Source organism: Neptunomonas sp. ABH4_499 (assembly GCF_056160565.1).
In genome coordinates, this window is record NZ_JBSWXK010000009.1 from 36,543 (window position 1) to 61,376 (window position 24,834).

At 48.8% G+C, this 24,834-nt stretch carries 21 protein-coding genes; 15 read left to right on the forward strand and 6 right to left on the reverse strand.

What is annotated here, in order from left to right; all coding sequences use genetic code 11:
• Positions 1-218 precede the first annotated feature (218 nt).
• On the reverse strand, positions 219-1,295 hold the full coding sequence (pspF, locus tag ACXAF9_RS10795; protein ID WP_475073907.1) for a phage shock protein operon transcriptional activator: 1,077 nt from the start codon (positions 1,293-1,295) through the stop codon (positions 219-221).
• Between the two features lie 196 nt (positions 1,296-1,491).
• Between pspF and pspA the strand changes: the two genes are divergently transcribed.
• From pspA to ACXAF9_RS10810, 3 genes are read left to right on the forward strand one after another with little or no spacing between them, the layout of a single operon-like run.
• Positions 1,492-2,157 carry a phage shock protein PspA gene (gene pspA / locus ACXAF9_RS10800; protein WP_475073908.1) on the forward strand — a complete coding sequence of 222 codons (666 nt, stop codon included), beginning with the start codon at positions 1,492-1,494 and terminating at the stop codon, positions 2,155-2,157.
• Positions 2,158-2,198: 41 nt separating this feature from the next.
• The gene (gene pspB / locus ACXAF9_RS10805; protein ID WP_475073912.1) at positions 2,199-2,438 is read left to right on the forward strand and encodes an envelope stress response membrane protein PspB; all 240 of its coding nucleotides are present in this window, start codon (positions 2,199-2,201) and stop codon (positions 2,436-2,438) included.
• Between the two features lie 33 nt (positions 2,439-2,471).
• Entirely contained in the window at positions 2,472-2,918 is a 447-nt protein-coding gene (locus ACXAF9_RS10810; protein ID WP_475073913.1) for a PspC domain-containing protein, read from the forward strand.
• A gap of 17 nt (positions 2,919-2,935) precedes the next feature.
• Here ACXAF9_RS10810 and ACXAF9_RS10815 read toward each other — a convergent pair whose 3' ends face one another.
• Positions 2,936-4,315 carry a DNA recombination protein RmuC gene (locus tag ACXAF9_RS10815; protein ID WP_475073915.1) on the reverse strand — a complete coding sequence of 460 codons (1,380 nt, stop codon included), beginning with the start codon at positions 4,313-4,315 and terminating at the stop codon, positions 2,936-2,938.
• A 4-nt stretch (positions 4,316-4,319) separates the two neighbouring features.
• The gene (locus ACXAF9_RS10820; protein WP_475073917.1) at positions 4,320-4,670 is read right to left on the reverse strand and encodes a hypothetical protein; all 351 of its coding nucleotides are present in this window, start codon (positions 4,668-4,670) and stop codon (positions 4,320-4,322) included.
• 214 nt (positions 4,671-4,884) lie between these two features.
• Here ACXAF9_RS10820 and ACXAF9_RS10825 point away from each other — a divergent pair, with 214 nt between their 5' ends.
• The 7 genes from ACXAF9_RS10825 to gcvP all read left to right on the forward strand — a co-directional run bounded on the left by ACXAF9_RS10825 (position 4,885) and on the right by gcvP (position 13,243).
• Positions 4,885-5,523 (forward strand): O-methyltransferase, encoded by a 639-nt coding sequence (locus ACXAF9_RS10825; RefSeq protein WP_475073918.1) that lies wholly within the window; start codon positions 4,885-4,887, stop codon positions 5,521-5,523.
• 95 nt (positions 5,524-5,618) lie between these two features.
• Positions 5,619-7,928, forward strand: coding sequence for an intermembrane phospholipid transport YdbH family protein (locus ACXAF9_RS10830; RefSeq protein WP_475073920.1), 2,310 nt, complete (start codon positions 5,619-5,621; stop codon positions 7,926-7,928).
• A gap of 84 nt (positions 7,929-8,012) precedes the next feature.
• Positions 8,013-8,159, forward strand: coding sequence for a YnbE family lipoprotein (locus ACXAF9_RS10835; RefSeq protein WP_475074154.1), 147 nt, complete (start codon positions 8,013-8,015; stop codon positions 8,157-8,159).
• A gap of 31 nt (positions 8,160-8,190) precedes the next feature.
• The gene (locus tag ACXAF9_RS10840; protein WP_475073922.1) at positions 8,191-8,544 is read left to right on the forward strand and encodes a YdbL family probable chaperone protein; all 354 of its coding nucleotides are present in this window, start codon (positions 8,191-8,193) and stop codon (positions 8,542-8,544) included.
• A gap of 23 nt (positions 8,545-8,567) precedes the next feature.
• A complete protein-coding gene (locus ACXAF9_RS10845; protein WP_475073923.1) occupies positions 8,568-9,095 on the forward strand; it encodes a disulfide bond formation protein B in 528 nt (175 codons plus the stop codon).
• Positions 9,096-9,126: 31 nt separating this feature from the next.
• Entirely contained in the window at positions 9,127-10,182 is a 1,056-nt protein-coding gene (locus tag ACXAF9_RS10850; RefSeq protein WP_475073925.1) for a lipid A deacylase LpxR family protein, read from the forward strand.
• A gap of 172 nt (positions 10,183-10,354) precedes the next feature.
• Positions 10,355-13,243 carry an aminomethyl-transferring glycine dehydrogenase gene (gene gcvP / locus ACXAF9_RS10855; RefSeq protein WP_475073929.1) on the forward strand — a complete coding sequence of 963 codons (2,889 nt, stop codon included), beginning with the start codon at positions 10,355-10,357 and terminating at the stop codon, positions 13,241-13,243.
• 89 nt (positions 13,244-13,332) lie between these two features.
• On the opposite strand, the gene ACXAF9_RS10860 is transcribed toward gcvP, so the two are convergent.
• The 3 genes from ACXAF9_RS10860 to ACXAF9_RS10870 all read right to left on the reverse strand — a co-directional run bounded on the left by ACXAF9_RS10860 (position 13,333) and on the right by ACXAF9_RS10870 (position 17,201).
• Positions 13,333-15,684, reverse strand: a complete 2,352-nt coding sequence (locus tag ACXAF9_RS10860) for a TonB-dependent receptor (protein WP_475073932.1) — start codon at positions 15,682-15,684, stop codon at positions 13,333-13,335.
• A 66-nt stretch (positions 15,685-15,750) separates the two neighbouring features.
• On the reverse strand, positions 15,751-16,674 hold the full coding sequence (locus ACXAF9_RS10865; protein WP_475073936.1) for a FecR family protein: 924 nt from the start codon (positions 16,672-16,674) through the stop codon (positions 15,751-15,753).
• On the reverse strand, positions 16,674-17,201 hold the full coding sequence (locus tag ACXAF9_RS10870) for a sigma-70 family RNA polymerase sigma factor (RefSeq protein WP_475073940.1): 528 nt from the start codon (positions 17,199-17,201) through the stop codon (positions 16,674-16,676). The genes ACXAF9_RS10865 and ACXAF9_RS10870 overlap by 1 nt, the downstream gene beginning before the upstream one ends.
• 234 nt (positions 17,202-17,435) lie before the next feature.
• Between ACXAF9_RS10870 and ACXAF9_RS10875 the strand changes: the two genes are divergently transcribed.
• The 5 genes from ACXAF9_RS10875 to tal all read left to right on the forward strand — a co-directional run bounded on the left by ACXAF9_RS10875 (position 17,436) and on the right by tal (position 24,173).
• Positions 17,436-19,436, forward strand: a complete 2,001-nt coding sequence (locus ACXAF9_RS10875) for a DUF2207 domain-containing protein (RefSeq protein ID WP_475073943.1) — start codon at positions 17,436-17,438, stop codon at positions 19,434-19,436.
• 54 nt (positions 19,437-19,490) lie between these two features.
• A complete protein-coding gene (locus ACXAF9_RS10880; RefSeq protein ID WP_475073946.1) occupies positions 19,491-21,461 on the forward strand; it encodes a DUF2207 domain-containing protein in 1,971 nt (656 codons plus the stop codon).
• A gap of 58 nt (positions 21,462-21,519) precedes the next feature.
• On the forward strand, positions 21,520-22,089 hold the full coding sequence (locus ACXAF9_RS10885; RefSeq protein ID WP_475073949.1) for a LemA family protein: 570 nt from the start codon (positions 21,520-21,522) through the stop codon (positions 22,087-22,089).
• 108 nt (positions 22,090-22,197) lie between these two features.
• Positions 22,198-23,181, forward strand: coding sequence for a tRNA dihydrouridine(20/20a) synthase DusA (gene dusA, locus ACXAF9_RS10890; protein ID WP_475074156.1), 984 nt, complete (start codon positions 22,198-22,200; stop codon positions 23,179-23,181).
• A gap of 38 nt (positions 23,182-23,219) precedes the next feature.
• Complete coding sequence (tal, locus tag ACXAF9_RS10895; RefSeq protein ID WP_475073951.1) at positions 23,220-24,173, forward strand: transaldolase; 954 nt, start codon at positions 23,220-23,222, stop codon at positions 24,171-24,173.
• The last annotated feature ends 661 nt before the right edge of the window (positions 24,174-24,834 follow it).

The window sequence follows — 24,834 nt, forward strand, 5'->3', positions numbered from 1 at the left end:
ATAAAAACTTAGAAACCACAAAAAGCCCAAAATCAAGATTCAATCTTGAATAAAACCTATAAATCAAAATTCAATTTTGATTATTCGTACAATTATCAAATTTCAATTTTGATTATTCACACCAATATCAAAAATCAATTTTGATTGGAAATAACGATAAAAAGTCCCTTTTTTATAAAGCATCACAACACATTCATCGACCACGACCTGCCCTACCATCAAACCCGATTATGGCTTTTCAAAAACGATTTAAGCGGAATCATATTATGCTTACGCATCTGCCCTCTTAACTGGTGATACGTCAGATTAAGTTTCTGAGCAGCCATTTTTTGATTAAACGCCGAATTCTCCAACGCCTCCAATATCGCTTGCTGCTCCAGAGCCGAAATCTGAGCCTCTAAGCCTCTTTCCGGCATTACCGCCTGTTCATTAACCACCACCTCAACTTCACCAAGCTGAGCCCTTGCTTTACCACTCAACTCCTCTTGCTCGGACGATGCATGTTCGGGTGTTGCTTGCCATGGCGGCAGAAATGGATCAATCAACATATCGCCAAGCAGCTCATCAGGCTCATCCATACGGTAGACACTGCGCTCCACGACATTTTTTAGCTCGCGCACATTGCCTGGCCATTCATGATCCAGCATCTGATTAATCGCTCGCTTACTAAAACCTGGGAAGTAATCCAAACCAAGGTCCAGACACATCCGGCGCGCAAAGTGTTCGGCCAGCAGTAAGATGTCATCTCGCCTTAACCGAAGGGGTGGCAAGTGGATGACATCAAACGCTAGACGATCCAACAAATCGGCTCTAAAGCGACCTTCATCGCTCATCTTTTTTACATCGGCGTGTGTTGCGGCGACTAAGCGAACATCGCACTGCACCGTTTGATGCCCACCTACACGCTCAAATTCCCCGTATTCCACAATACGAAGCAGCTTTTCCTGAACCGAGGCCGAGCTGGTCGCCAATTCATCCAAAAACAAGCTACCGCCATCGGCCCGCTCAAACCGCCCTAAGTGACGCTTAGACGCCCCCGTAAAAGCCCCTGCTTCGTGACCAAACAGCTCACTTTCCAACAAGTTGTCGTTCATCGAGGCGCAGTTGACCTTCACAAAGCTCTGATCCCATCGTTTTGACAGGTAATGCAGACGCTCTGCGACGAGTTCTTTACCGGTGCCTCGCTCACCCAAAATCAGAACCGGCTTGTTCAGGGGCGCAACTCGGGAGATCTGATCCAACACATCCAGAATCAGCGGTGACTCACCCAGCAACACGCTTTTATCACTTAGCATAATTGACCAAATAATAGCATTATCGATCACTATTTAGTCAATAAAACTAACTAAAATTAATACAAAAAAACCCTTAAAACCCAATAAATCATTTAAAATCAATCAATTAACAAAACCGGCACACGACTCGCTATACAGATACCAAACACGAGCCGACGTTTAAGGCCCGCTAAACACCACTCACAAGGAGTTAAACATGGGTATTTTTTCGCGTTTTCAGGACATCATTAACGCCAACATCAACTCGCTGCTGGACCGCGCTGAAGATCCAGAAAAAATGATTCGCCTGATGATTCAGGAAATGGAAGAGACGCTGATCGAAGTGCGCACCACCTCTGCCAAAGTCATCGCGGATAAGAAAACTCTGGAGCGCCGCATGGTGTCTTTAGAAAAAGAGGTCACTAATTGGGAAGACAAGGCTGCACTGGCACTGCTGAAAGACCGTGAGGACCTTGCCCGCGCCGCGCTTTCTGAGCAATCCGCCGCTGCCGAAACACTTGGTTTGGCAAAAGAAGAACTGACTGCCATTGAATCGCAACTGGCCGAGTTGAACGAAGAGATCGCGCAACTGCAAACCAAGCTTAACGATGCAAAGGCGAAACAGAAGGCGATGTTGGCACGCGATCAAACCAATCGTTCTAAGTTAGAAATCCGCCGCCGCTTCAACCGCGATAAGCTGAACGAAGCGTTCGAAAAGTTTGAGCGTTACGAGCGTAAAATGGATGATATGGAAGCTGAAATCGAAAGCTACGATTTGGGTAGCCAAGACTTGGCCGAAGAGATCCAAAATCTGGAGCGTGACGAAAAGGTCGAAAAAGCGTTGTCAGACCTAAAAGCACGCATGAAAGAGAAGTCGGAGTAACCTCCGACTTTTCCAAGGACATTTAAACCGCGAGGACGCATATGGGCAGCATTTTATTCTTCTTTATTCCGACCGTCATTTTTCTGGGACTCGTTGTTCCTTTATGGTTGGTGCTCCACTACATCGGTGTATGGCGCTCCTCCAAGGGGTTATCAGAGGATGACAAAGAATTACTAAGCGCAGCATTAAACGAAGTCGACAAACTCGACCGCCGCGTTCAAAGCTTAGAAACCATTTTGGATGCCGAACAGCCCGACTGGCGCGAACGGCACACGGTTTAAGACTTACCCTTTATTAATTTAAGGAGAATCTCGATGTTCGACGCTAAAAAACGAGGATGGGATATCGATCTGTATCGAAGTCGCCGCTCACGCTGGTTTGCAGGCGTTTGCGGAGGCATCGCAGAAAACATGAAATGGTCACCGACAGGTGTTCGTCTTGTGACCGCTTTCTTATTTATTGTTACCGGCTCTTTTGCTTTTTTTGCCTACCTTGCCGGTTGGTTATTGATGGCTAACCGCCCATCAAAACCGTTTTCAGGTCGTGTTTATGAACACGAGCCACAAGAACAGAACGCCTACTACGAGGGTTATACCTCACGCAGTAACTTAAAAGATAAGGTGTTTGAAAAACGCGCCGGAGCCACAGGCAAGATTGATGAACTTCGTGAGCGACTTGCTCGCATTGATGCTCGAATCCGCGCTATGGAGACACACGTTACTTCGACAAAGTATCAATTTGATAAAGAGATGAAGAGTTAAACCCACCACCTGCCGCATCATTCATCGGATGCGGCATCACTCCATTTGGACGTCAGCGATTTCTTACCCGATACACCCAGCGCATTCAACTTCATCGCTTGTTGCACAAGATTACCCCGCCCAGTGCTTAGTCGCTGCACCGCCTGATGGTGCGATGCCTGAGCACGATCTAAATGACGCCCGACTTCATCCATGGACTCAGTAAACATCACAAATTTGTCGTACAGATCCGCACCGCGCTTTGCGATCTCTTGGGCATTTTGATTCTGATGCTCGTAGCGCCAGATGTTATGTATGGTCCTTAGGGTGACCAAGAGTGTTGCGGGCGATACCAGTACGATGTTGCGATCAAAAGCGTATTTAAACAGATCCCCATCTTGCTCAAGGGCGAGCAAAAACGCCCCTTCGATCGGCACAAACATCAGAACAAAATCCAACGACCTAACGCCTTCTAAGCGCTGATAGGCTTTTTCGCTCAAGCCCTTAATGTGCTGACGCAGGGAGTGCAGATGGGCTTTTAACTGAATAGCACGATCATTATCGCGCTCGGCCGAGCAATATTGCTCATAGGCATTTAATGAGACTTTCGCATCAACAATAACGTCTTTACCATCTGGCAGATGAATGATCACATCCGGTTGATAGCGCTGTTGCTGCTCAGTGATGGAGACCTGAACCTGATACTCATGCCCTTTACGAAGACCAGATTCCTCCAATACCCGCTCAAGGATCACCTCCCCCCAGTTACCTTGGGTTTTAGTGTCGCCTCGTAAGGCTTGTGTCAGGTTAATCGCATCCTGACTCATCTTTTGATTCAGGGCTTTTAAGTTATGAATCTCGGCGTGCAGTGCCCGTCGCTCCTTGGCTTCTTGGACATACACATCCTCTACTTTGCGCTTAAAGTCCGAAAGCTGCTCTCGAAGCGGCGAAAGAAGCGAACCCATCTCTTTCTGGCTGCGCTCCGAAAAACGCGTGGTTTTGTCATCAAAGATCTGATTCGCAAGGTTCTGAAACTCTTGCTTGAGTTGATCTCGTGCTTCTTTTAAGAGCTCGATCTTCTCTTCATGGTTGGCACGCTCAGCTTGAGATCGTGCTTCCATCTCGGCCAACTGGGTTTGACGGATGGCCAACTGCTCGGTCAAGTCTTGATGCTCATAGTTTAGGCCATCAAGTTGATCCTTAAGCGTCTCGCAGAGTTTGGTCTTTACGCTTAACTGCTCCGTTTGCCTAACCAAGTCCAGTGCTTGAATGTGCAACGCTTGATCCAGTTGATGCAGCTGCACCTGGGCGGCTTGTTTGGCTCTTACCAGTAAGATAACTACAACTATCAGCGCCATGAATAAAACGGCACTTAACAGCATCCATACCTCGACCGAGATCACAGCACTATCAACCACAAAGTTACCAGTAGATGTAAAGCGTTGGGATAGCAGCCACCACCAGAGCCGTCATCAAACACAGGTTCACCAGCGGTGAGAAAATCCGATCAAACAGGATGTAATGCGCCACCGGGAAGCTTACGAATACGCACGCCAATGGAATCCACCACTCTAACAAACGAAAGCCGTATGCTAATGCGCCAATTAATGTCAATGCAGCAAGGTTACCGGCAAACACGACCGTCACTTGGGCGTTTTTGCTGGCTAAGGCTCCGGTACGTTGATCTTCGGGCAGTTTATTCAACTGGCTGGCACTTAAGGCCGCCGACATCGCAACAAAACCGCAGATCAGAAAAACAACTAATGGCGTCACAAATTCACCTGTCTTTTATTATGGGATGAGTGCTTTGCTAAAAGCGTGTGGGCGCGATTGTAGGCCAAAACAACAGTGACCCCAACCACCAAGAAGAATGATACACTATTGCCTTTCAGGATTAAGCGTTGGGTCGGCGATCTATGTGTACGCTGACAGTTCGGTTTGATCCCTCTTTTTGTATTGCATAAACACGCTGGAGAACTCGCCCCCCATGGAGTTTTTGGTCAAAGAGTCCGTTGAAGATTACGCTTTTCTGAACACTGGAAAAGAGCCTGAACTGCTGCAAGAACTGATCGATGGCACCAATGAAAATATGGGTTGGCCACAGAAGCTCTCTGGCCGTTTGGTTGGCCGCACGTTAAAGATGTTAAGTGCCATCCACCAGCCTAAACGCGCGCTTGAAATCGGTATGTTTACTGGATACTCAGCGCTGTCCATCGCCGAAGGTATGCCCGATGATGGCAAGCTGATCTGCTGCGAGACAAACCCGCGCGCCATCGACTACGCGAAAACTTTTTTTGATCGCAGTGAGCACGGGCACAAAATTGATGTCGTGTTTGGTCGTGCGCTCGACACTCTGGATACCCTTGAAGGCCCACTGGACTTTACCTTTATTGATGCCGATAAGCGCAACTACCTAAACTACTGGTTAAAAGTCAAAGAGTTAACCCGCCCTGGCGGTTTGATCATTTTGGATAACGTGCTGTGGTCTGGCAAAGTGCTGCAACCTGAATCCGAAATCGACGATACCCTGGTCGAAACCAATCGAATGATCGCTGAAGACCCAGACGTTGAGAATGTCTTTTTAACGGTACGCGACGGCCTTAACGTGGTTCGTAAAATCCGCTAAGGTGTCGGCACACAACAATTAAGGGAGTCCCTGAGCTCCCTTTTTGATTAGATCATCAGTAACGTTTAGCAACCCGAGCAGTAAGGAGTTTCAGGTTGAAAAAATGGATTTTAGCGGGCCTGAGCATTTTTGTTATCCTTCCAGTCGGTACGTATCTGGCACTGCCTCAAATTGCCAGCCATACCATTGAAGAGTGGCTAACCGACCAAGGGTTTGAAGACACCCAGTTTGAGGTGGAATACCCCACCAATCGATCTTTAACCATCCGCACCTTGCACGCGAGTAAGTCCTCTAAAGATCAAAAAGTCACCTTAAGTGCTGGCCCAATTACACTGGAATACCAGCCAACTCGCTTATTGTTCAGTCGCAAGTTTGACAACATCGCCTTGCAAACGGCGGATCTCACCATCGATCAAACTCAAAAAAACGACAACGCCCAAGAGAGCGCACCGTTTACGTTTGATCTTGCCCTGTTACTCCCGGACTTTTGGATTCAGCACGTCCCTGCAGAACAGATGATGATTGGCCAAGTGAAGACCACACTTAAACAATCAGAATCTGAGCAAATCGACATCACTGGCAACCTACTTTACGAGCAACAAACCCTCACCAGCCGAATACAGGTCACGCTGGCGGATAAAACGAAGCTCTGGGGCGATTTGAGCTTAATGGCGAATAATCGTTTCACTTTTGATTTACTGGATGACGACCAAAATGTACTAAGCGCCGAAGGTCGCGCCATGACCGAAGGGGAGCGCCTTCACTGGGTGCTTAACCACGAAACCAACCTTGCCAAACTGCACGAGCTGCTTTGGAAGTTTCCTAAAACCATGGCCGACAAAGTGCCAGGGTTTACTGGCGCGGTTAAAGGGCGCACAAAAATTAGCGCGCAACAGCATTTAACGGATGACATCAAAGCTTGGCTCGATGACGTATTCATTGAGGACCACAGCCAAATCAACGCGGTTATCCTAAGCCCTACGGACACCATTAAAGTGATCCAACTGGATGGTGAAGTGGATACTCAACTCACCGAAAACAAAGGCCTTAAAGCCAAGTTTGATAAAAACACTCAGTTGACGTTGCTCAACTTAAGTGGCCCTGATTGGAAAACGGAAAAAGTATCGCTAGCCTCACAAGAGCCTTTTGCGATCACCTATTACGATACGCTTAGGATGACCCCGTTTCCGATGACGTTGACACTTGCGCCCATCACGGCCAGTGGCATGGAGATCAAAACGCGGCCTATAGCAATCAAGGTTGAAACCTTGGATATGGTCAAACGTCGCCTAACTGCCAGCTTCGACAGCGAGCAGATCCAGATTAAACACTCTTCGCAGCGCATCCCGGAAATGTCGTTAAAAGGTCTGATCACACTGACCGATGACACGTTGCAAAGCAGCTTTTTTGCAGCGAACCCACCGCTTAATTTGGATATTAGTGGCGACATCGACATCAAACCTGAAACGGATCAGATTAAAGTAAGCTGGTTGTTAAAAGAACTGCCGCTTGAAGAAGCACCCATACGTTATCGAAACTACCTGCCGTTTAAGTGGCCATTGGATTGGAAACTCACGGCCGGACGATATGCGAACAATGGCACCCTGACAATCTGGGGCGGAAAAATCGACGGGAAGATCAATCACGCTGCGCGCGGTGTGAAACTCAACAATGACACCCTGTCTTTGGATAAGATTAAATTTAAGTCCTCGACCTTTATTCGTGATCAGCGAATGGATGATGTGGGCAGTCTTACCATCGAGACGTTAGACACAGGTTACGTGCTCGAGAACATCAAAGCCGAATATCGTGTCGATCAAATTGGCACGGCGGGATCGATCCTGAATGTAAAAGCACTTGGGTTTGATTTCCTAGAGGGTAGCGTCGAAGCCACCCCGTTTATGACAACCCTATCGGACCTGAACCTTCGCACCGACATTCGTTTAAACGAACTTTCTTTGCATGAACTACTCCAACTGGAGAACCAACCGGGTCTTAAAGGCGAAGGTGAACTGAGTGGCACGCTTCCGATTCAGGTTACTCAGGGCAAGATCAGCGTAACAAACGGTGAGCTGGCCGCTAACGCCCCCGGCAATATTCAGTACCTTGCCGACGAAAAGGTGCTGGCTTTAGCAGCAACGAATCAGGGGTTGGACATCGCCTTAAAAGCGCTGTCGAACTTTAATTACGATACGCTTTCGGCTAAGGCCACCTATAAACCGGACGGCAGTTTGTTGCTGAGTACCAAATTAGCAGGACAAAATCCTGACTGGAATAATGGACAACCGGTCAACTTTAGCGTGAATATAGAAGAGAATGTGATTCAACTGATGAAAAGCCTGCGCTTTAGCGACGAGCTCGAAGAGCAATTGAACAAAAAATATAACGCACAGCGATCCCAGTAGTTTTTGAAGGACAGGCCAATGGCAATACGTGATCCAAAACGCACACTAACAACACTGATCTGTGTCACCTTCGCTACGGCTTTAATGGCTGGGTGTTCTCCTAAAGTTCAGGTCGAGGTGCCCAACGAGCCTATAACGATCAACTTGAATGTGAAAATTGAACACGAAATTTTGGTTAAGGTGGATAAAGAGGTCGATACGCTTTTAGAAGAACAAAGCGACCTTTTCTAACCCAAACACGTTTTCGACACAGGTGGTATTTATGAACACAACCAACACTTATACTCTGGCAAAACGCGGTTTAGCTTGGGTGCTTTTTACCGTTTTATCCTTACCGGCATGGGCCATTGATTTAGATTCTGCCAAACAGCAAGGCTTGGTTGGTGAAACCCCAACAGGTTACTTGGCCGCCGTTGCCAACGCACCTTCGGCCGACGTAAAGCAATTGATCAGCTCCATTAATCAACAGCGTAAAGCCGCCTACACCGAAAGCGCCGAAAAAGCAGGCGTTTCAGCGGACGTAGTGGCAAAACGTACCGCACAGCGTCTGTACCAACGCGCACAAAGTGGCGAATATTATCAGCAGCCCGACGGTCGCTGGGTTCAACAACCCTAAATTAGCAACCGTCGAGGTTTTACATGGCTAAACAACAAGATTCCGGTTTTTTCACCTACCGCACACTGCACTTTTTAGGGTTTGTTTTAAGCACATCGGCGGTGGCCATTGCCGCGACCGTTTATGAAAGCACGTTAAGTGATATTGAGTGTGCCGCCTGCACCACAGTGCGCCTTATGCTGCTGTTAATAGCCGCTATTCACTTTTTAGCGTGGTTGATTAACCCGTGGAAAGGTTTGCAACGTTTCTTTGGCATCCTGTTAAGCATCGGGTCGGTCATCGGCTTGGTGGTCACTGGGCGATACCTTTGGGTCTCCCCCGATTCTGTGAGTGCCGATAGTGAGTGTTCGTTAGTTCAAGACAATGCGTTTGGGTTTTTACCCAACCAACTGATCGAATTTTTTCAAACCCAATCAGACTGTCTCAACCAATCGTCATCAGTTTCAGGTATTTCTTTGGACATTGCGGCGTTGATCCTTTTAGTGGTGTTAGCCGTAATACACTGGCGTATTCTGACGAGAAACCCTCGGCAGCGCGTTTCACTGTTCTAATTGTGATTCATCACTTCAAAAAGGAATCGGTATGTCCAAAGTTTCGCTTAAAGCGCTGTTGTATTCTGGGCTCGTCTCTTCTGGTTTGATGGGGGCTTCTGCACCAGCCTTGGCAGCAGACCCTTGGACCTTTAACGCCTATTTCGAAAACGATCTCTTTGGAGGCACCGATGATAACTACACCAACGGTGTACGTTTTTCATGGGTGTCGCCCAACCTTGATAACTACAACGACGATGAGCGCCTCCCATTGTGGTTACGCAGGATTAATGCTCAGTTCACGCCGCTCTATCCTGTTCCAGAGAGTTACTCTGATCAGGTGATGCGCAAACTGATCTTTACCGTCGGTCAAGAGATGTACACACCCGAGGATAAAGAGCGTAAAACGGTAGCCCCTGATGATCGCCCATATGCTGGCTGGTTGTATTTTGGCTTTGGCTACCACGCCAGAACCAACAACCAAATGAACTCAGTAGAAGTGAACCTCGGTATCGTAGGTCCACACTCGTACGCACACGAGACACAGGACTTCATCCACGAATTACGTAACATCGACACCTTCGCGGGTTGGGACAACCAGCTGGACGACGAGTTGGGTGTGCAAGTGATCTTTGAGCGCAAAGACCGCGTCTTAGCCAACTTTTACACCCCATCTCTGCAATACGATGTCATTACTCACTACGGCGGCAGTTTGGGTAATGTTCAAACCTACGCCAACGCCGGTGTCGAATACCGTTTAGGTTGGAGCCTACCGGATGATTTTGGTACCTCTTCATTGCGACCAGGCGGCGATAACAGCGCTCCCGGTAACCGCGACCCACGCTTAAAATACAAAGCGCGCGGCTTCCACGGGTTTGTATCCTTAGACGCCAGAGCCGTCGCACACAACATCTTTTTGGATGGCAACACCTTTTCCGATAGCCACTCGGTCGACAAAGAGTACTTTGTTGCCGATGCCGCATTTGGTTTTGCTTGGGTATATGACCGCTGGAAAGTCTCTTACGCCCATGTGTATCGAACCAAAGAGTTTCGTATTCAAGAGAAAGCTCAAAAATACGGATCCATCAGCGTTTCCTATTCCTACTGAGGGCGTATAAACGCCCTTTTATCTACGACTAAAGAGGAAACCTAAGTTTCCTATAGGAAATTTTTTACGTTCAAACGTACATTCAGAGAGTCAGTTACGGTATTATTGTCGGCAATTAGTATCCTTAGAACTCACCGTTCTGGGTTTTTATACTCACTCAGGATTTCATAGCATGACCGATACCTTTCGCTCTTTGTCTGATCTGCAGAACTCATCCGATTTTCTAAGCCGCCACATTGGCCCATCCGCCGACGAGCGTGATGCCATGTTGTCAGAGCTTGGTGTAAACACACTTGATGATCTGATCAAAGAAACGGTTCCTGGTAGCATCCAGATTGAATCGCCCATTGGTTTAGACAAACCATGCACAGAGCAGGAAGCGCTGGGTTACCTTAAAGCGGTTGCGCAAAAAAATACGATCAATCGATCTTTGATCGGTATGGGTTACACCGACACCATCACACCTAATGTGATTCTGCGTAATGTGTTGGAAAACCCAGGCTGGTACACGGCTTATACTCCCTACCAACCCGAAGTTTCTCAAGGTCGTCTAGAAGCCATTCTTAACTATCAGCAGATGGTACTGGACCTAACCGGCTTGGATCTGGCCAACGCCTCTTTGCTGGATGAAGCAACAGCGGCCGCCGAAGCCATGACCTTGTGTAAGCGTATGGCAAAAGCCAAGCGCAGCAACACGTTTTTGGTGGATGAGCACCTGCACCCTCAGAACATTGACGTTATCCGCACCCGCGCAGAGCCTCTGGGTTACGACGTAATTGTCGGTGATGTTACAGCGCTTTTAGATCAGCACGAGCCGTTCGGCGTTGTTGTTCAATACCCAGGCACTCACGGTCATGTTAAAGACCTCACCGCCTTAATTGAAAGAACCCACGAGAAAAAAGCCCTCTTCTGTGCCGCTGCAGACATCATGAGCTTAGTGATGCTCAAATCCCCAGGCGAGATGGGTGCCGATGTAGTCTTCGGTTCGGCTCAGCGCTTTGGTGTACCGATGGGTTACGGCGGCCCACACGCGGCCTTTTTTGCCACCCGTGACGCTTACAAGCGCTCGGTGCCGGGTCGTATCATCGGCGTATCGATTGATACACGCGGTAACAAAGCCCTGCGTATGGCGATGCAAACCCGCGAACAGCACATCCGCCGTGAAAAAGCGACGTCTAACATCTGTACGGCACAGGTATTGCTCGCCAACATGGCTGGCTTTTACGCGGTTTATCATGGTCCTAATGGCCTAAAAACCATTGCACAGCGCATCCACCGCTACACCGACATCGTTGCAAATGCGCTTAAACAAAAAGGGATCGAAACCGTCAATGATACTTGGTTCGATACGTTAACCATCGAGCTTGGTAACGATCGCGATCTTGTCTACGAGCGCCTGGTGGCCATGGGCATCAACACCCGTAAAGTGGCTGATAGCCAATTGGGCATGACGTTTGATGAGCGCAGCGACAACGCCTTGGTCAATGCCATCTTCACGGGCCTCTTTGGTGAAGATCATAACCTCAGCATTGAAGCGCTGGACTCCGACCTGGCTAGTATCCCTACCGCGTGCGTCCGTGAGTCCGCCATCCTGACCCACCCTGTCTTTAACAGCTATCACAGCGAAACCGAAATGCTTCGCTACCTGAAACAGCTGGAAAACAAAGACGTATCGTTAGCGCACAGCATGATCGCGTTGGGTTCGTGCACCATGAAACTCAACGCAACAGCTGAGATGATCCCGGTCACCTGGCCAGAATTTGCGAACCTTCACCCGTTTGCGCCACTTGAACAAGCGGCTGGATATCAGCAAATGATTACCGAGCTTGAAGAGATGCTAAAAGCCATCACAGGCTTCGATGCTATCTGCATGCAGCCAAACTCGGGTGCACAAGGTGAATATGCAGGCCTTTTGGCGATCCGCAACTATCACTTTAGCCGTGGTGATCATCACCGTAACGTTTGCTTGATCCCTTCATCGGCTCACGGCACCAACCCTGCATCTGCCGCCCTTGCGGATATGAAAGTGATCGTGGTTGCGTGCGATGAGAAAGGCAACGTCGACATTGACGATCTTAAAGCCAAAGCCCTTGAGCACAAAGATGATCTCAGCTGCTTGATGATCACCTACCCATCCACACACGGTGTGTATGAAGAAGGCATCCGCGAGATCTGTCAGATTGTTCACGATCACGGAGGTCAAGTGTACATGGACGGCGCGAACCTAAACGCGCAAGTGGGCATCTCTCAACCGGCCGAGATCGGTGCAGACGTCTCCCACATGAACCTGCACAAAACCTTCTGTATCCCGCACGGTGGCGGCGGTCCTGGCATGGGTCCTATCGGTGTTAAGGCGCACTTGGCACCATTTGTGGCAAACCATGCTGTGCAGACGATTACTGGCCCTAACCCGGAAAACGGCGCGGTCTCCGCCGCACCTTGGGGCAGCGCGAGCATCCTGCCCATCTCTTGGATGTACATCAAAATGATGGGCGGCGAAGGTCAACGTTTGGCGACCGAATACGCGATCTTGAACGCCAACTACTTGGCGAAGCGTTTGGCCGAGTTTTACCCAGTGCTTTACACGGGCCGAAACGATCGTGTTGCGCACGAGTGCATCATTGATATTCGTCCGCTGAAAGACGCATCGGGTATCTCCGAAGAGGACGTTGCAAAGCGCTTGATGGATTTTGGCTTCCACGCCCCAACCATGTCCTTCCCGGTACCTGGCACACTGATGATCGAGCCAACAGAGTCCGAATCCAAAGCGGAGCTGGATCGCTTCATTGAAGCGATGGCGACCATTCGTTCCGAGATTGCACAAGTGGAACACGGCGAGTTAGACGCGGAGAACAACCCGCTGAAACACGCTCCGCACACCATGGTGGACTTGATGGATGCCGACTGGAACCGTCCTTACACACGCGAACAGGCCGCTTTCCCTACCGCTTATGTAAAAGCGTCCAAAGTGTGGCCAACGGTTAACCGTATCGACAACGTGTACGGCGATCGAAACCTGTTCTGCTCTTGTGTACCTATGGATGCGTACCAAGAAGATTAATGCTTATGGACACCCCATGCTGAAAAGCATTGGGCCCTAGATGCAAAAGCCGTCGTAATGACGGCTTTTTCGTTTGTGGTAGAAGCTGATTACCAACGTGTTGCAAAGGTGGCCAACACCGTACGCCCTCGTGCTCGGTAGCAGTAACCCGAATCACACATGATGTAGCGCTCATCCGTTAGGTTATTGGCGTTAATCTGAACCGATGCGCCCGGCAAGTAATCGTCTAACTCATACCCCCAAGCGGCATCGTACAAGGTGTAGGCATCGTTTTTTTGGCTGTTATCCGAATTGCCAAACGAGCTGCCCATGTAGCGTGCGCCTAAGCCCACGGTCATATGGCGTGCAACATCCACATCCGCCCATACGGAGAGCAAATGCTTGGGTTTACCAATGGCCCACTTTCCTTGGTTCCCATCGTTGCTTTTCGTTACTTTCACATCCTGAAGCGTGTATGCGCCTTTGAATCTAAGCGCTTCGCTCGGCTCCCACTGCACCTCAAGCTCGACACCTTTGGATCGCTGCTCACCGGTTTGAATCTGAAAACCGGTATGGTCAGGGTCGGCCGTCAGTACATTACTTTGGGTAATATCATAAGCGCTCAGGGTCACCAAGGTATTGGTCGCTTCCGGCTTATATTTGATACCCAGCTCCCATTGCTCGGTTTCAGCTGGACTAAAATCATCACCCGCATAGTTTTGCCCAAGCTGCACACTGAACCCGGTTGAGTAAGAGGCGTACGGTGACCACTCCTCTGTTAGCGCATACAGCACCCCTAAATTAACACTGGTGGCCCTGTGGTCCTGACGCTCGGTTGTTCCGGTTAAGCGCTCTGTGTTTCGGGTTGAGGCTCTGTCATGACGAACACCCGCTGAGATATGAAGCTGATCTAACTGAATGCGGTCGGATAGATACAAGCCTATTTGATCCATTCGCTTATCTGGAGAGCTAAGCGCCGTCGTCGGCTGTCCAATCGCTTGGGAATAATCCGGATTGGATAAACTGATATCAGGGGCATCACCGGTCATATACTGGATATCCGCCTTCATCCACAGATAGTCCATGCCCAAAGACACTTCGTGCGTTAACCAAGATTGATCAAATTTCGCACTTAACCCTGTATCGACAATAAAGGTGTTCATTTGCTCGTACACGCCAACGCTGTATCGAGACAACGATGTTGTCGTCGATGAGATCGAGTCTGTAGCGTCTACATATTGGTTCTCGGTATCTAAGTAACCGTACCGCGCTCGTTGATGCAAAGACCAGGTATCATTTAAGGCAAGATCCAGCTGATAGCCGATTTGATACTGCTGCTGATCCAACCCATCAAACGCCTTATCACCCGCCCAAAAATCACTGAGGGTTCCATCGGCGTTATCGGCGGTGCGAGGTGAGGCCGAGGTCTCGAAGCGATGAATTTGCGCGTAAACAGTGACATTCGTATCGTCATTAGGAGCCCACAACCAAGAGGGCGCTAAATAAACGCTGTCGTTGTTGATGCCAATCATATTGGAATTGGATTCACGAACTAAGCCCACAAAACGAACGTATTGATTCTCTTGCCCTGTTACCTGATCATTCGCATCCATTGCCAACTGATAGTGATCATCGAGCCCCACTTGTGCACTCACTTCATGGAACGGCGTTTCGTTGGCCCATTTGCTGGTGCGGTTGATCGCCCCGCCGGGTGCCATTTGTCCAAACTCGATGGAGCTTGGCCCCTTTAACACTTCCACTCGTTCAAGTGCATAAGGCTCCGTATGGAAAGACGCTAACCAACCGGAGTTCATCTGTTTAAGACCATCAAGGTAGTCAGCATTCACGGTAGAGCTAAAACCACGAACACTGATCTGGTCAAACCGTGGGTCCATGCCATAGGCCGAGACCTGCACACCCGGTGTGTAGCTTAAAACCTCCTCGATATTGGTGGCCGCACGCTTAGTGATCTCTTTCTCTGTGATCACGGAAACCGACTTAGGCGCTGTCATTAAGTCCGTTGCTGTATTACCTAAACTCAAAATACGCGATGGGGCGACGCCGTTCCGATCATCAAAGGTACGCTGCCCACGCGGGTTCAGCGTGTTGTCCTCGACCGATATCGGCAGCAAGTTCTCACCTTCGGAATTAAGGATCTTATCAATTCGATATTGGCGCTCACCGGTTTTGACCAACACGAGGCCATGCGGGGCCACCCACTGACGAACCTGCTGTTCAAAACCGACCGAACCTTTAAGCGCAGGTACACGACCTGATTGGATGGCAGTAAATACGATCTTCACATCCGCCTGCTGAGCCAACCGAAGAATGGCTTGCTCAATGGACGAAGCAGGTACCTTGGCGTTGACCTGAATATCGGCAACGGCGGCCTCGACCACCAGCATAAGACTAGAGGCCAGCATCATGGCTGGAAAAACACGGGGAAATAGAGGGTTGTGCATGCTGAAATGATCTCTGATGTTTCGACTGATAATGCATAGCCGAAGAGATCCAACAAAAGTGACACACTAACCTCGTTTTACGTAAGAAAAATATCGGCCCACACGATAAACCCGAATGGGGAACGCTTGTTCAAGTTGACTCAGGACTTCCTGTGTTTGATAAAAATCAAAGACGCCATACACCTTGAGCGTTGCTATTTCCGATGAATATTCGATCCAATGGGACTGATATCGGCTGAGTTCTTCCAATACGCGCTTCATTGGCCAGCCATCGACTACCCAATGCCGCTGCACCCAATCAACCGCTTCGACCTGCCCTGTGTGAACGTCTATTTGATGGGTGATGTGACTGACGTGCCCAGAATCGCCTGCGGCTAACTCAACGGTGTCAGCCTGCTTGGCACTCAGCCTAACACGCCCTTCCACAACCTTGACGCTGGATTGATGGGGCATTGAGGGGGTATTACTGCTCACCGAAAATACGGTACCCATCGGCTCCGCCGTTAAGCTTTCGGTTTCGACCCGAATAGGGTTGTGCATTACGCTGGGCTCAGATTGGATGAACACATCCCCATGATGCAGATAAACTCGGTGGGTTTGGTGTTCAAAGCGCAAAGAGATACGTGTTTGGGCATTTAATACCAAGGTTAAACCGCGCTCTAGCTCCAGCGTTTTTTGATCCCCACCCGCAGTCGATACATATTGGCTGCGCTGATAGTGGATGCCCACAGCGGCACCTGCCCCAAGAAGGGCCACCACCGATAGAAACCGACGTCGTGAGTTTGGCTTAGCCCGATACGCTTTTTGTCGAACGGGGCTGGGTAAGCGCTCCAACTTACCCACCAGCAACTGTACATGTGACCAAGCGCGTTGGTGTTCAGTCGAAGAGGCCAACCAATGCTCTAACCCTTCCTGTTCGGCTTGCGTTAGTGGTCGCTCATTGGCCTTCATGGCCCACTCGACCGCTTGATCGCAAATGCGCTTATCCATCACTGCGACCCATCTAACATGTGCTGATAGAGCAGATGACTCATGGCCGCTTTTACGTAGCGTTTTGCGGTCCGCTCAGAAATGGCTAAGTCCTCGGCAATCTGAGCGTACGGCATTTGGCGAAACTGATACAACACAAACGCTTGGCGCTGCTCAAACGCCAATCCGGCCAACGCATGATCAATCGTTTTGAGGGTTCGCAGAAGTTCGAGATCCAGATCAGGGGCATCATTGGACACATCACTGATCGACAACGATTCAAGATACGCCGTTTCCAGAGATTGCTTACGGAAACTGTCGACCAATAAGCCGTGAGCGATGGTTTTCAAGTAGGCTTTCGGGTTCTCGACCTCACTGCTAGCCCCCGTTGCGCTTCGTTGTAAAAGTCGAAGATAGGTATCATGGGAGAGGTCTTCGGCTAAAGCGCGACAACCGGAGCGCTGATACAACCACCCTCTTAACCAAGCCGTGTGCAGCTTATACCACTGTGAAATAATCTGATATTTCGCCGCAAGCGAGGCAACCATCCGAACAACCACTCATGAATGATAATAATTATTATTAATATTCAATCATACACCTTGTTCGGATGACAAGTAGTAGAGCTTAGGACACTTTGGATTTTAACCGGCCCACTCTTTGGGAAATCAAGCCATACGTTGTTCCATTTAACGCCGGACGAATATCGATCAAATCTCACACACAAATGACGCTTCTGTTAATATATGTCGCTCAATTAACACGAAAGGGATTTTTGTGTGATGTTTAATGCCGTCCGACTGTTTCAACACCTTGCTGCTAAAAGCACGGTACTTCTCTTTACTCTGCTGTTGGCCATGAACGCCATCGCCCAAGAGGCGATCACCCGTTTTGATACCACTATTGATGTTCGCCCCTCGGGGGATCTGATCATAGAAGAAAAGATCCGCTTCCAAGCCGAAGGGGATAAAATCCAGCGTGGTATGTATCGGGATATCCCAACGTTTCATGGATTCAGCGATGGAGCGCCGTTTCGGGTCGAGTTTGAGATGATCTTCGCAGAGCGTGATGGAGGTAGCGAGTCTTACCGCATTGAAAACCTGCTCAACGGAAAGCGCATTTACTTAGGCCAGCGCGATTATTTTCTTCCCTTTGGCGAACACGAATACACCCTTAAATACCGGATGAAGCGACATATCCAGTTTTACACGGACCGGGATGAGTTGTTTTTTAATGGCATTGGCCATGGCTTTGCGTTTCCCATTGAATCGGGCAGCGTAACGGTTAACTTACCCAGCAACACCCCAGATATTTTAGATACAACCGTCTACACAGGCCCCAAAGGAGCGCGCGGGCAGGATGCCAACATTACGGTTTTAAGCCACAACCAAGCACGTTTTGATCTAACCCGCTCTCTCGCCCCAAACGAGGGGATGAGTATTGTCATTGCTTGGCCAAAGGGGGTTGTATACGAACCCACGTTTACCGATCAGCTGAATTGGTATCTGCACGATAATGTCGAGTCTTTGGTGGGTGGCGTGTTCTTACTCATCACCTTTATCTTCTTGCTGACCTGCTGGATTAAGGTGGGCAGGAACGCAAAAATGCCTGCCGTAATTGCTCGATATAAGCCGCCTAGGGACCTATCCCCTGCAGCATGCGACTTTATTTTGAATCAAAACCTGTCGGATCGGGGCTTTGCAGGCTTGCTAACCGGAATGATCGTTAAGGACTATCTCACGATGGTAACCCAGCCGATCAGCAAAGCGTTTACCCTGACCCGTGTGGCACCAAAAAATAAAGCGCTGGATCCTTTTGAAAAAGTGGTAGCGAATCAACTTTTCAAGAAAGTGGGTAGTCAACAAGCCTTTGGCTATGTGTCCAACCCCAAGGTCGGCACCGCACAACGAAAGCTTACCCAAAAACTTAAGAAGGAGTACGGGCATTTAAACGATGCCAGCCACTCGGCCTACGCTTGGTTTGGTTTAATCATCGGCCTGCTGGGCTTTGGGTGCTTTGTTTTGATGAAGCCAAGCCAGAACTATTTTGGTATCGCAGCGCTTGCATTGATCTTGGGTGGTCTCTTTTGGGGTTCCGTTTTTACTCTGATAGAAAGCCTTTTCAAACTGCGGTTTTTTAAACTGATCGGGAGCCTGCTTTTTGCCGGAGCAACCGGTGCCATGATCTATTTTCTGCTGATTACTGGCATCGAAAAGCTGGCCTTTACACAAGTTGCTTCTGGTGTTTATCTATTTCTTTTGGTGATGATCGTATTGGGGTTTGGGTACATTCTAAGCGCGCCAACGGAGGAATCCCTCACAATTCAAAGTGAGATTTTGGGTCTTAAACTCTATTTAAGCTTGGCCGAACAAGAGCGTCTGGATTTTTTCAACCCACCCGAGATGACACCTGAACACTTTGAAAGCCTACTGCCTTATGCCATCGCCTTAGGCGTTGAAACCCAATGGGGAGAGCACTTTAGGGCACAGCTTGCGCACATCGACACCCGAGAGATCGACTATAACCATCGTTTTTCAGAGCGTTTTGGCATCAGCGATCCATGCGATACGCATCACATCGGGGACAGCATGAAAGGCGGAATATCCGCAACCGTGGCCGCTACGGCAGCGATGGCCAGCACAGCGGCCGCCAGTTATTCATCATCGGAGCGCTCTTCAAGGTCTTCATCCAGCACCTCGTCAAGCAGCTCTTCGGACAGCGGATTCAGCAGCAGCTCCTCATCCGGTGATGGCGGTGGCGGTGGGGGCGGCGGTGGCTGGTAACCATATGAACGCGCTCACTCGCCAAATCACTGATCACAATAATAGGGCTTTACGATGCGCCTAAAAACGATCCACCTTTGTTTCATCGGTTTTCTGATGATGTTCAGTGCCTTGTCCGGTGCTGATGAGCGCATTACGCATTATCAAACGGACATTACCGTTGAGCGTAATGGCGACCTTTTGATTTCAGAAACCATTACAGCCGATGTCGAAGGCAAAGAGATCAAGCGCGGCATCTATCGAGACATACCGACCCAATACGGCTCGAACCACTTTGTGGGGTTTGAGCTGCTTTCGGTCGAGCGAGATGGTCAAAGCGAGTCATATCACACCGAACAGCGTCGAAATGGCATCCGTATCTACACGGGTAAACGGGATGTCCTCTTACCGGTGGGTGAGTACCGCTTTACCCTTCGATATCGAATGAGTCGTATGATCGCGTTTAAAGACAACCGTGACGAGTTGTTCTTTAATGCCATAGGCCATGGTTTTATCTTTCCGATCGATTCTGCTGATGCCTTCATCACCCTGCCTAAAGGCACCCCCATCTTAGACACCAATGTGTTTACAGGGCCACAGGGCAGCAAAGCACAAGACGCAACGATCACGACGTTAAGTGATGGGCAGGTTAAATACACACTCACCTCCCCTTTATCGCCTAATGAGGGCATGAGTGTCGCTATCGCTTGGCCTAAGGGGGTTGTGACGGAACCTGAACCCTCGCCGCTTGATACTCAGGAAACATCGAACGATTCATATATAAGCATTTATTTTCCACCCTACACCCCAAAGTTGATCGCACTATTCGGTACTCTTTTCTTACTGATGTATCTACTATGGGCATGGAAGAAGGTAGGTAAAGATCCTAGAAAAAATGCTATTTTTGCACGCTTCACACCACCTGAAAATTTGTCGCCAGCCGCCTGTAATTACATCTATTATCGAGGCTTCAGACCTGAATCGATCTCTGTGGCGCTGATTAATTTAGTAATTAAAGGCTATTTTGATCTCACAAACCCAAGTAGAAGATCGTATGTGTTTACACGGACATCAAAAGAGATCAATGCATCTGAGATTTCTCAAGGAGAATCAACTCTTCTAGCAGCCACCGCTGATACTGGCAGTTCTTTGGACTTTAATGGAAAATACCAACCCGCTATTCGCTCACTCCGAGGTCGCTTCGCTAGAGCGTTGAAGATGGAGCACGGGAAAAGTAATTATAAACTGAACCGTACCTACTACTATTTTAGCTTTCCATTCTTAATCATCACTCTTCTCGGCATGTACCTTACGCATCATAATTTGGATGAGGTATTGATAGGCACTGTAACCGCTGCTATCTGTGCCTGTATCATTTTATTCATCAGCACAATCGCTCAAAAACTCAGTCAGATCCTAAAGCTGCGTGGATGGAAAAAGTGGTTGAGCATCGTTCAGGTCTTTGCTCCCATCGGATTCATCATCTTTTTTCTAGATATTAAGTTCGATAGCATTCGCTCTTTTGATATGGATGACTACCCATTGTTCACGAGCCTAGAAATCATGATGTACCCCCTCTTCGTGTCTGTGGCCTTGACTCTAATGCTCGTGTTCAAGTGGCTACTAGAGTCACCGACCGTAGCTGGTCAGCGTCTGATGGAGCAAATTGAGGGTTTTAAACTGTATCTAGGTATCGCAGAACAAGACAGACTCAACTTCCAGCACCCTCCGGAAATAACACCGGAACTGTTTGAAGCCTACTTGCCGTATGCGATCGCTTTGAATGTTGAAAATGAATGGGGGGATCAATACGCTTCGCACATTCAACATACGACATACGCTCATGCACCCAAAAATGATTTTACATCTCGTTTAGATCATATCGCAGGCTCCGGAAGCCTTGGATTAGCATTAGTCTCAGGTCTATCCAGCAGCATTGCGTCCGCTTCTAGACCGCCTTCGTCTAAATCATCACGAAGCGGTGGCTTTAGCCGTAGCTCCTCCTCGGGTGGTGGGGGCGGCGGTGGAGGCGGCGGTGGCTGGTAATCCCAGCAACCATGCCCTATCCTTTCACTTTCGACAGACATCTACATAAGGACATCTTGTGACGACACTGATTGTTATTCTGGCTGTAATTGCGGTTGTCGTATTTTATGGCATCGCCATCTACAACTCTTTGGTCGATAAACGCGCACGCTGTGAAGAAGCGTGGAGCGGGATCGAAGTTCAACTGAAACGACGCCATAACCTGATCCCTAACTTAGTCGAGACGGTCAAAGGCTACGCATCCCATGAGAGCGAAACCCTTGAGAACGTGATCAAAGCCCGCAACTCGGCTATTGCAGCGGATAGCAATAACCCAGCCGAAACCGCCGCAACGGAAGGTATTTTAACCGGCGCTTTACGCCAGATCTTTGCACTCTCTGAGGCGTATCCGGACCTTAAAGCCAACACTAACTTTTTAGACCTCCAAGAGCAGCTGCAAGCCTTGGAAGATGAAATCCAAATGGCCCGCCGCTTTTATAACGGCTCGGCCCGTGACTACAACGTTTTAGTGGACAGCTTCCCCAGCAATTTAATTGCCGGTAAATTCCAATTTGAGAAACGCGACTACTTTGAGCTTGACCCAGCCGAAGCTGCCGAAGTGCGTAAGGTTCCAAAAGTCTCGTTTTAAACGAGACTTGTTAACGCCCAGCCTGAGAGCCTCTCAGGCTTTCTCCCTTTGCTCTGCCCCATATCAGTCCGATAACAGGTATAATGCTCTTTTTGATTATCTGAGCTTATTTCTGTGTCTTCTAAAAAGCCCCTTAATCGACGCTTTACGATCGCCCCCATGATGGCTTGGACCGATCGCCACTGTCGTCAATTTCATCGAACCCTCAGTGAACATGCGGTTGTTTATACCGAAATGGTGACAACAGGCGCCCTGATTTACGGTGATAAAGATCGTTATCTCACCTATAACGAAGGGGAACACCCGGTTGCGCTTCAGTTAGGCGGAAGCGTGCCGAGTGAATTGGCTCAATGCGCCAAAATGGCCGAAGAGTATGGCTATGACGAGGTCAACCTAAACGTCGGCTGCCCCAGTGATCGTGTGCAAAATAACATGATTGGCGCCTGCTTGATGGGCCATCCTGAGCTGGTTCGAGACTGCTTAAAAGCGATGCAAGATACGGTGTCTATTCCGATAACGGTCAAACATCGACTCGGAATTGATGAGTTAGACAGCGATGAGTTATTGCATCAATTTATTGATACGGTTCAAACCTCTGGCTGCACTACTTTTATCGTACACGCACGTAAGGCAATCCTTCAGGGATTAAGCCCTAAAGAGAACCGTGATGTCCCCCCTCTTCAATACGACCGAGTGTATCGCGTTAAAGAGGCCTTCCCGCACCTAGAGGTTTTGATCAATGGCGGTATCAAAACGTTGGATGAGTGTGATGCCCACCTTCAGCATCTAGATGGCGTAATGATTGGGCGAGAGGCCTACCATAATCCGTATCTTTTAGCGGACGTTGACCAACGACTGTATGGCACCAAAACGGACATCAAAAGCCGGGCGCAGGTCATGGAAGAATATTTCCCTTACATTGAAGACCAACTGGCTAAAGGTGTCTCCCTTAACCATATAACCAAACATATTTTAGGCTTATTTCATGGCATGCGCGGCGGAAAGCAATTTAGACGCGTATTAAGTGAAGAAGCCTACAAACCTGACGCTGGCATCGACGTTTTGAAACAAGCGCTTGCCAAAGTACACTGATATGACTTTCTGTTTATAAGCTAAGGAGCTGTCTCGAAATGGACTCTCAACTGGATCAACTCAAAGCAATGACCACGGTTGTGGCCGACACTGGTGACATTGATGCAATTCGACAGTTTACCCCCGTCGATGCGACCACCAACCCCTCTTTGCTACTGAAGGCTGCAAGCTTACCAGCCTATCAACACCTCCTAAAAGAAGCCAAGCAATGGGCGGTTGAGCAATCCAACGAAACAGCCGAGCAATTGAGCTTAACAGCCCAAAAACTCAGCGTGGCGATCGGTTGCAAGATTTTAAACATTATTCCGGGGCGCATCTCGACCGAAGTGGACGCACGGCTTTCGTTTGATACCCAAGCCACGTTAGAGCAAGCGCGCAACTTGATTGCACTGTACCAAGCAGCGGGCGTAAGCAAAGACCGAGTTCTGATTAAAATTGCTTCGACGTGGGAAGGCATCCAAGCGGCCCGAGCGCTCGAACAGGAAGGGATCAACACCAACCTCACCCTGCTCTTTAGCTTTGCCCAAGCAGCCGCATGTGCCGATGCTGGCGCTTACCTGATTTCGCCGTTTGTGGGTCGAATTTTAGATTGGCACAAAGCCGCTGACCCAAGCCAAGACTTTGAAGGCGAAAACGATCCGGGCGTTCAGTCTGTTACCCGTATATATAATTTCTACAAAGCGAATGGCTACAAGACCATTGTTATGGGTGCAAGCTTTCGAAACACATCGGAAATTGCATGCCTTGCCGGTTGCGACCGCTTAACCATTAGCCCACAACTGATGCAAACACTGGCTGAAACCTACGAGCCATTACCTCAAAAACTGGACGCAACAAAGGCGTCATCAACAGATGAGATTCCAGCGCCGGATGAAGCTACCTTCCGATGGATGATGAACGAGGATGCGATGGCCACAGAAAAGTTGGCCGAAGGTATTCGCAACTTTGCAAAAGACCAAGTGAAGTTAGAAGCCTTGCTGGCTGAGATTTAAAAACGAGGGTTATGACCTGAAAAAGCAAAGGGCCCTTATGTTTGCATCCTGCAGTAAGAGCCCTTCTTCCACTTCCTTGTAGTGTATCAATCATCCTGATTGATCTGTCCGAAGCTTAAGCCTTCCTTGAAAATCCGTTTCAAAGCACTTCCCTGTTAGCCCCGCCGACAAAGAGTATTCTACGGATTACGAGTCCGTTTTATATAGGAAAAATTCCTATTCTCATTTACAAGCGAACTTTTTGTTGTACAACGGAAACACTTCTATGCACAGGCATAAGAGGCAAGATAGATATAGATAATGATGTAATTGCGACAAGAGAAATGAATGTAGATTGAGAGGTAGAGCTGAGCGATAACCGGGAGAAAAGCAAAGGGCCCAGCTGTGCATCCTGCGTTAGGGCCCTTCTATCTACTTCCATGTAGGCCATCGGAAATCCTTACCGATGAGTCCGAGACGTTGATCCTTCCTTGCAAGATCCGTTTGAGAGCACTTCCGTGTTCGTCCCGCTGACCATGTGTATTTTACGGATTTCACTCAGTCTGCCTATAGGAAAAAGTCCTATTTTCCTGACTTTGATTTCAAAAAAACGAGGCCCTAAAAAACGTTGGTGCCAATCGGCTGGCGATACAAAAAAGCTATATAAGAAGATAATACAAAA

Coding starts and splice junctions, on each gene's coding strand:
- pspF (WP_475073907.1), bottom strand. CDS start 1,295: ATGCTAAGTGATAAAAGCGTGTTGCTGGGTGAGTCACCGCTGATTCTG.
- pspA (WP_475073908.1), top strand. CDS start 1,492: ATGGGTATTTTTTCGCGTTTTCAGGACATCATTAACGCCAACATCAAC.
- pspB (WP_475073912.1), top strand. CDS start 2,199: ATGGGCAGCATTTTATTCTTCTTTATTCCGACCGTCATTTTTCTGGGA.
- ACXAF9_RS10810 (WP_475073913.1), top strand. CDS start 2,472: ATGTTCGACGCTAAAAAACGAGGATGGGATATCGATCTGTATCGAAGT.
- ACXAF9_RS10825 (WP_475073918.1), top strand. CDS start 4,885: ATGGAGTTTTTGGTCAAAGAGTCCGTTGAAGATTACGCTTTTCTGAAC.
- ACXAF9_RS10835 (WP_475074154.1), top strand. CDS start 8,013: ATGGCTGGGTGTTCTCCTAAAGTTCAGGTCGAGGTGCCCAACGAGCCT.
- ACXAF9_RS10840 (WP_475073922.1), top strand. CDS start 8,191: ATGAACACAACCAACACTTATACTCTGGCAAAACGCGGTTTAGCTTGG.
- ACXAF9_RS10845 (WP_475073923.1), top strand. CDS start 8,568: ATGGCTAAACAACAAGATTCCGGTTTTTTCACCTACCGCACACTGCAC.
- ACXAF9_RS10850 (WP_475073925.1), top strand. CDS start 9,127: ATGTCCAAAGTTTCGCTTAAAGCGCTGTTGTATTCTGGGCTCGTCTCT.
- gcvP (WP_475073929.1), top strand. CDS start 10,355: ATGACCGATACCTTTCGCTCTTTGTCTGATCTGCAGAACTCATCCGAT.
- ACXAF9_RS10860 (WP_475073932.1), bottom strand. CDS start 15,684: ATGCACAACCCTCTATTTCCCCGTGTTTTTCCAGCCATGATGCTGGCC.
- ACXAF9_RS10865 (WP_475073936.1), bottom strand. CDS start 16,674: ATGGATAAGCGCATTTGCGATCAAGCGGTCGAGTGGGCCATGAAGGCC.
- ACXAF9_RS10870 (WP_475073940.1), bottom strand. CDS start 17,201: ATGGTTGCCTCGCTTGCGGCGAAATATCAGATTATTTCACAGTGGTAT.
- ACXAF9_RS10875 (WP_475073943.1), top strand. CDS start 17,436: ATGTTTAATGCCGTCCGACTGTTTCAACACCTTGCTGCTAAAAGCACG.
- ACXAF9_RS10880 (WP_475073946.1), top strand. CDS start 19,491: ATGCGCCTAAAAACGATCCACCTTTGTTTCATCGGTTTTCTGATGATG.
- tal (WP_475073951.1), top strand. CDS start 23,220: ATGGACTCTCAACTGGATCAACTCAAAGCAATGACCACGGTTGTGGCC.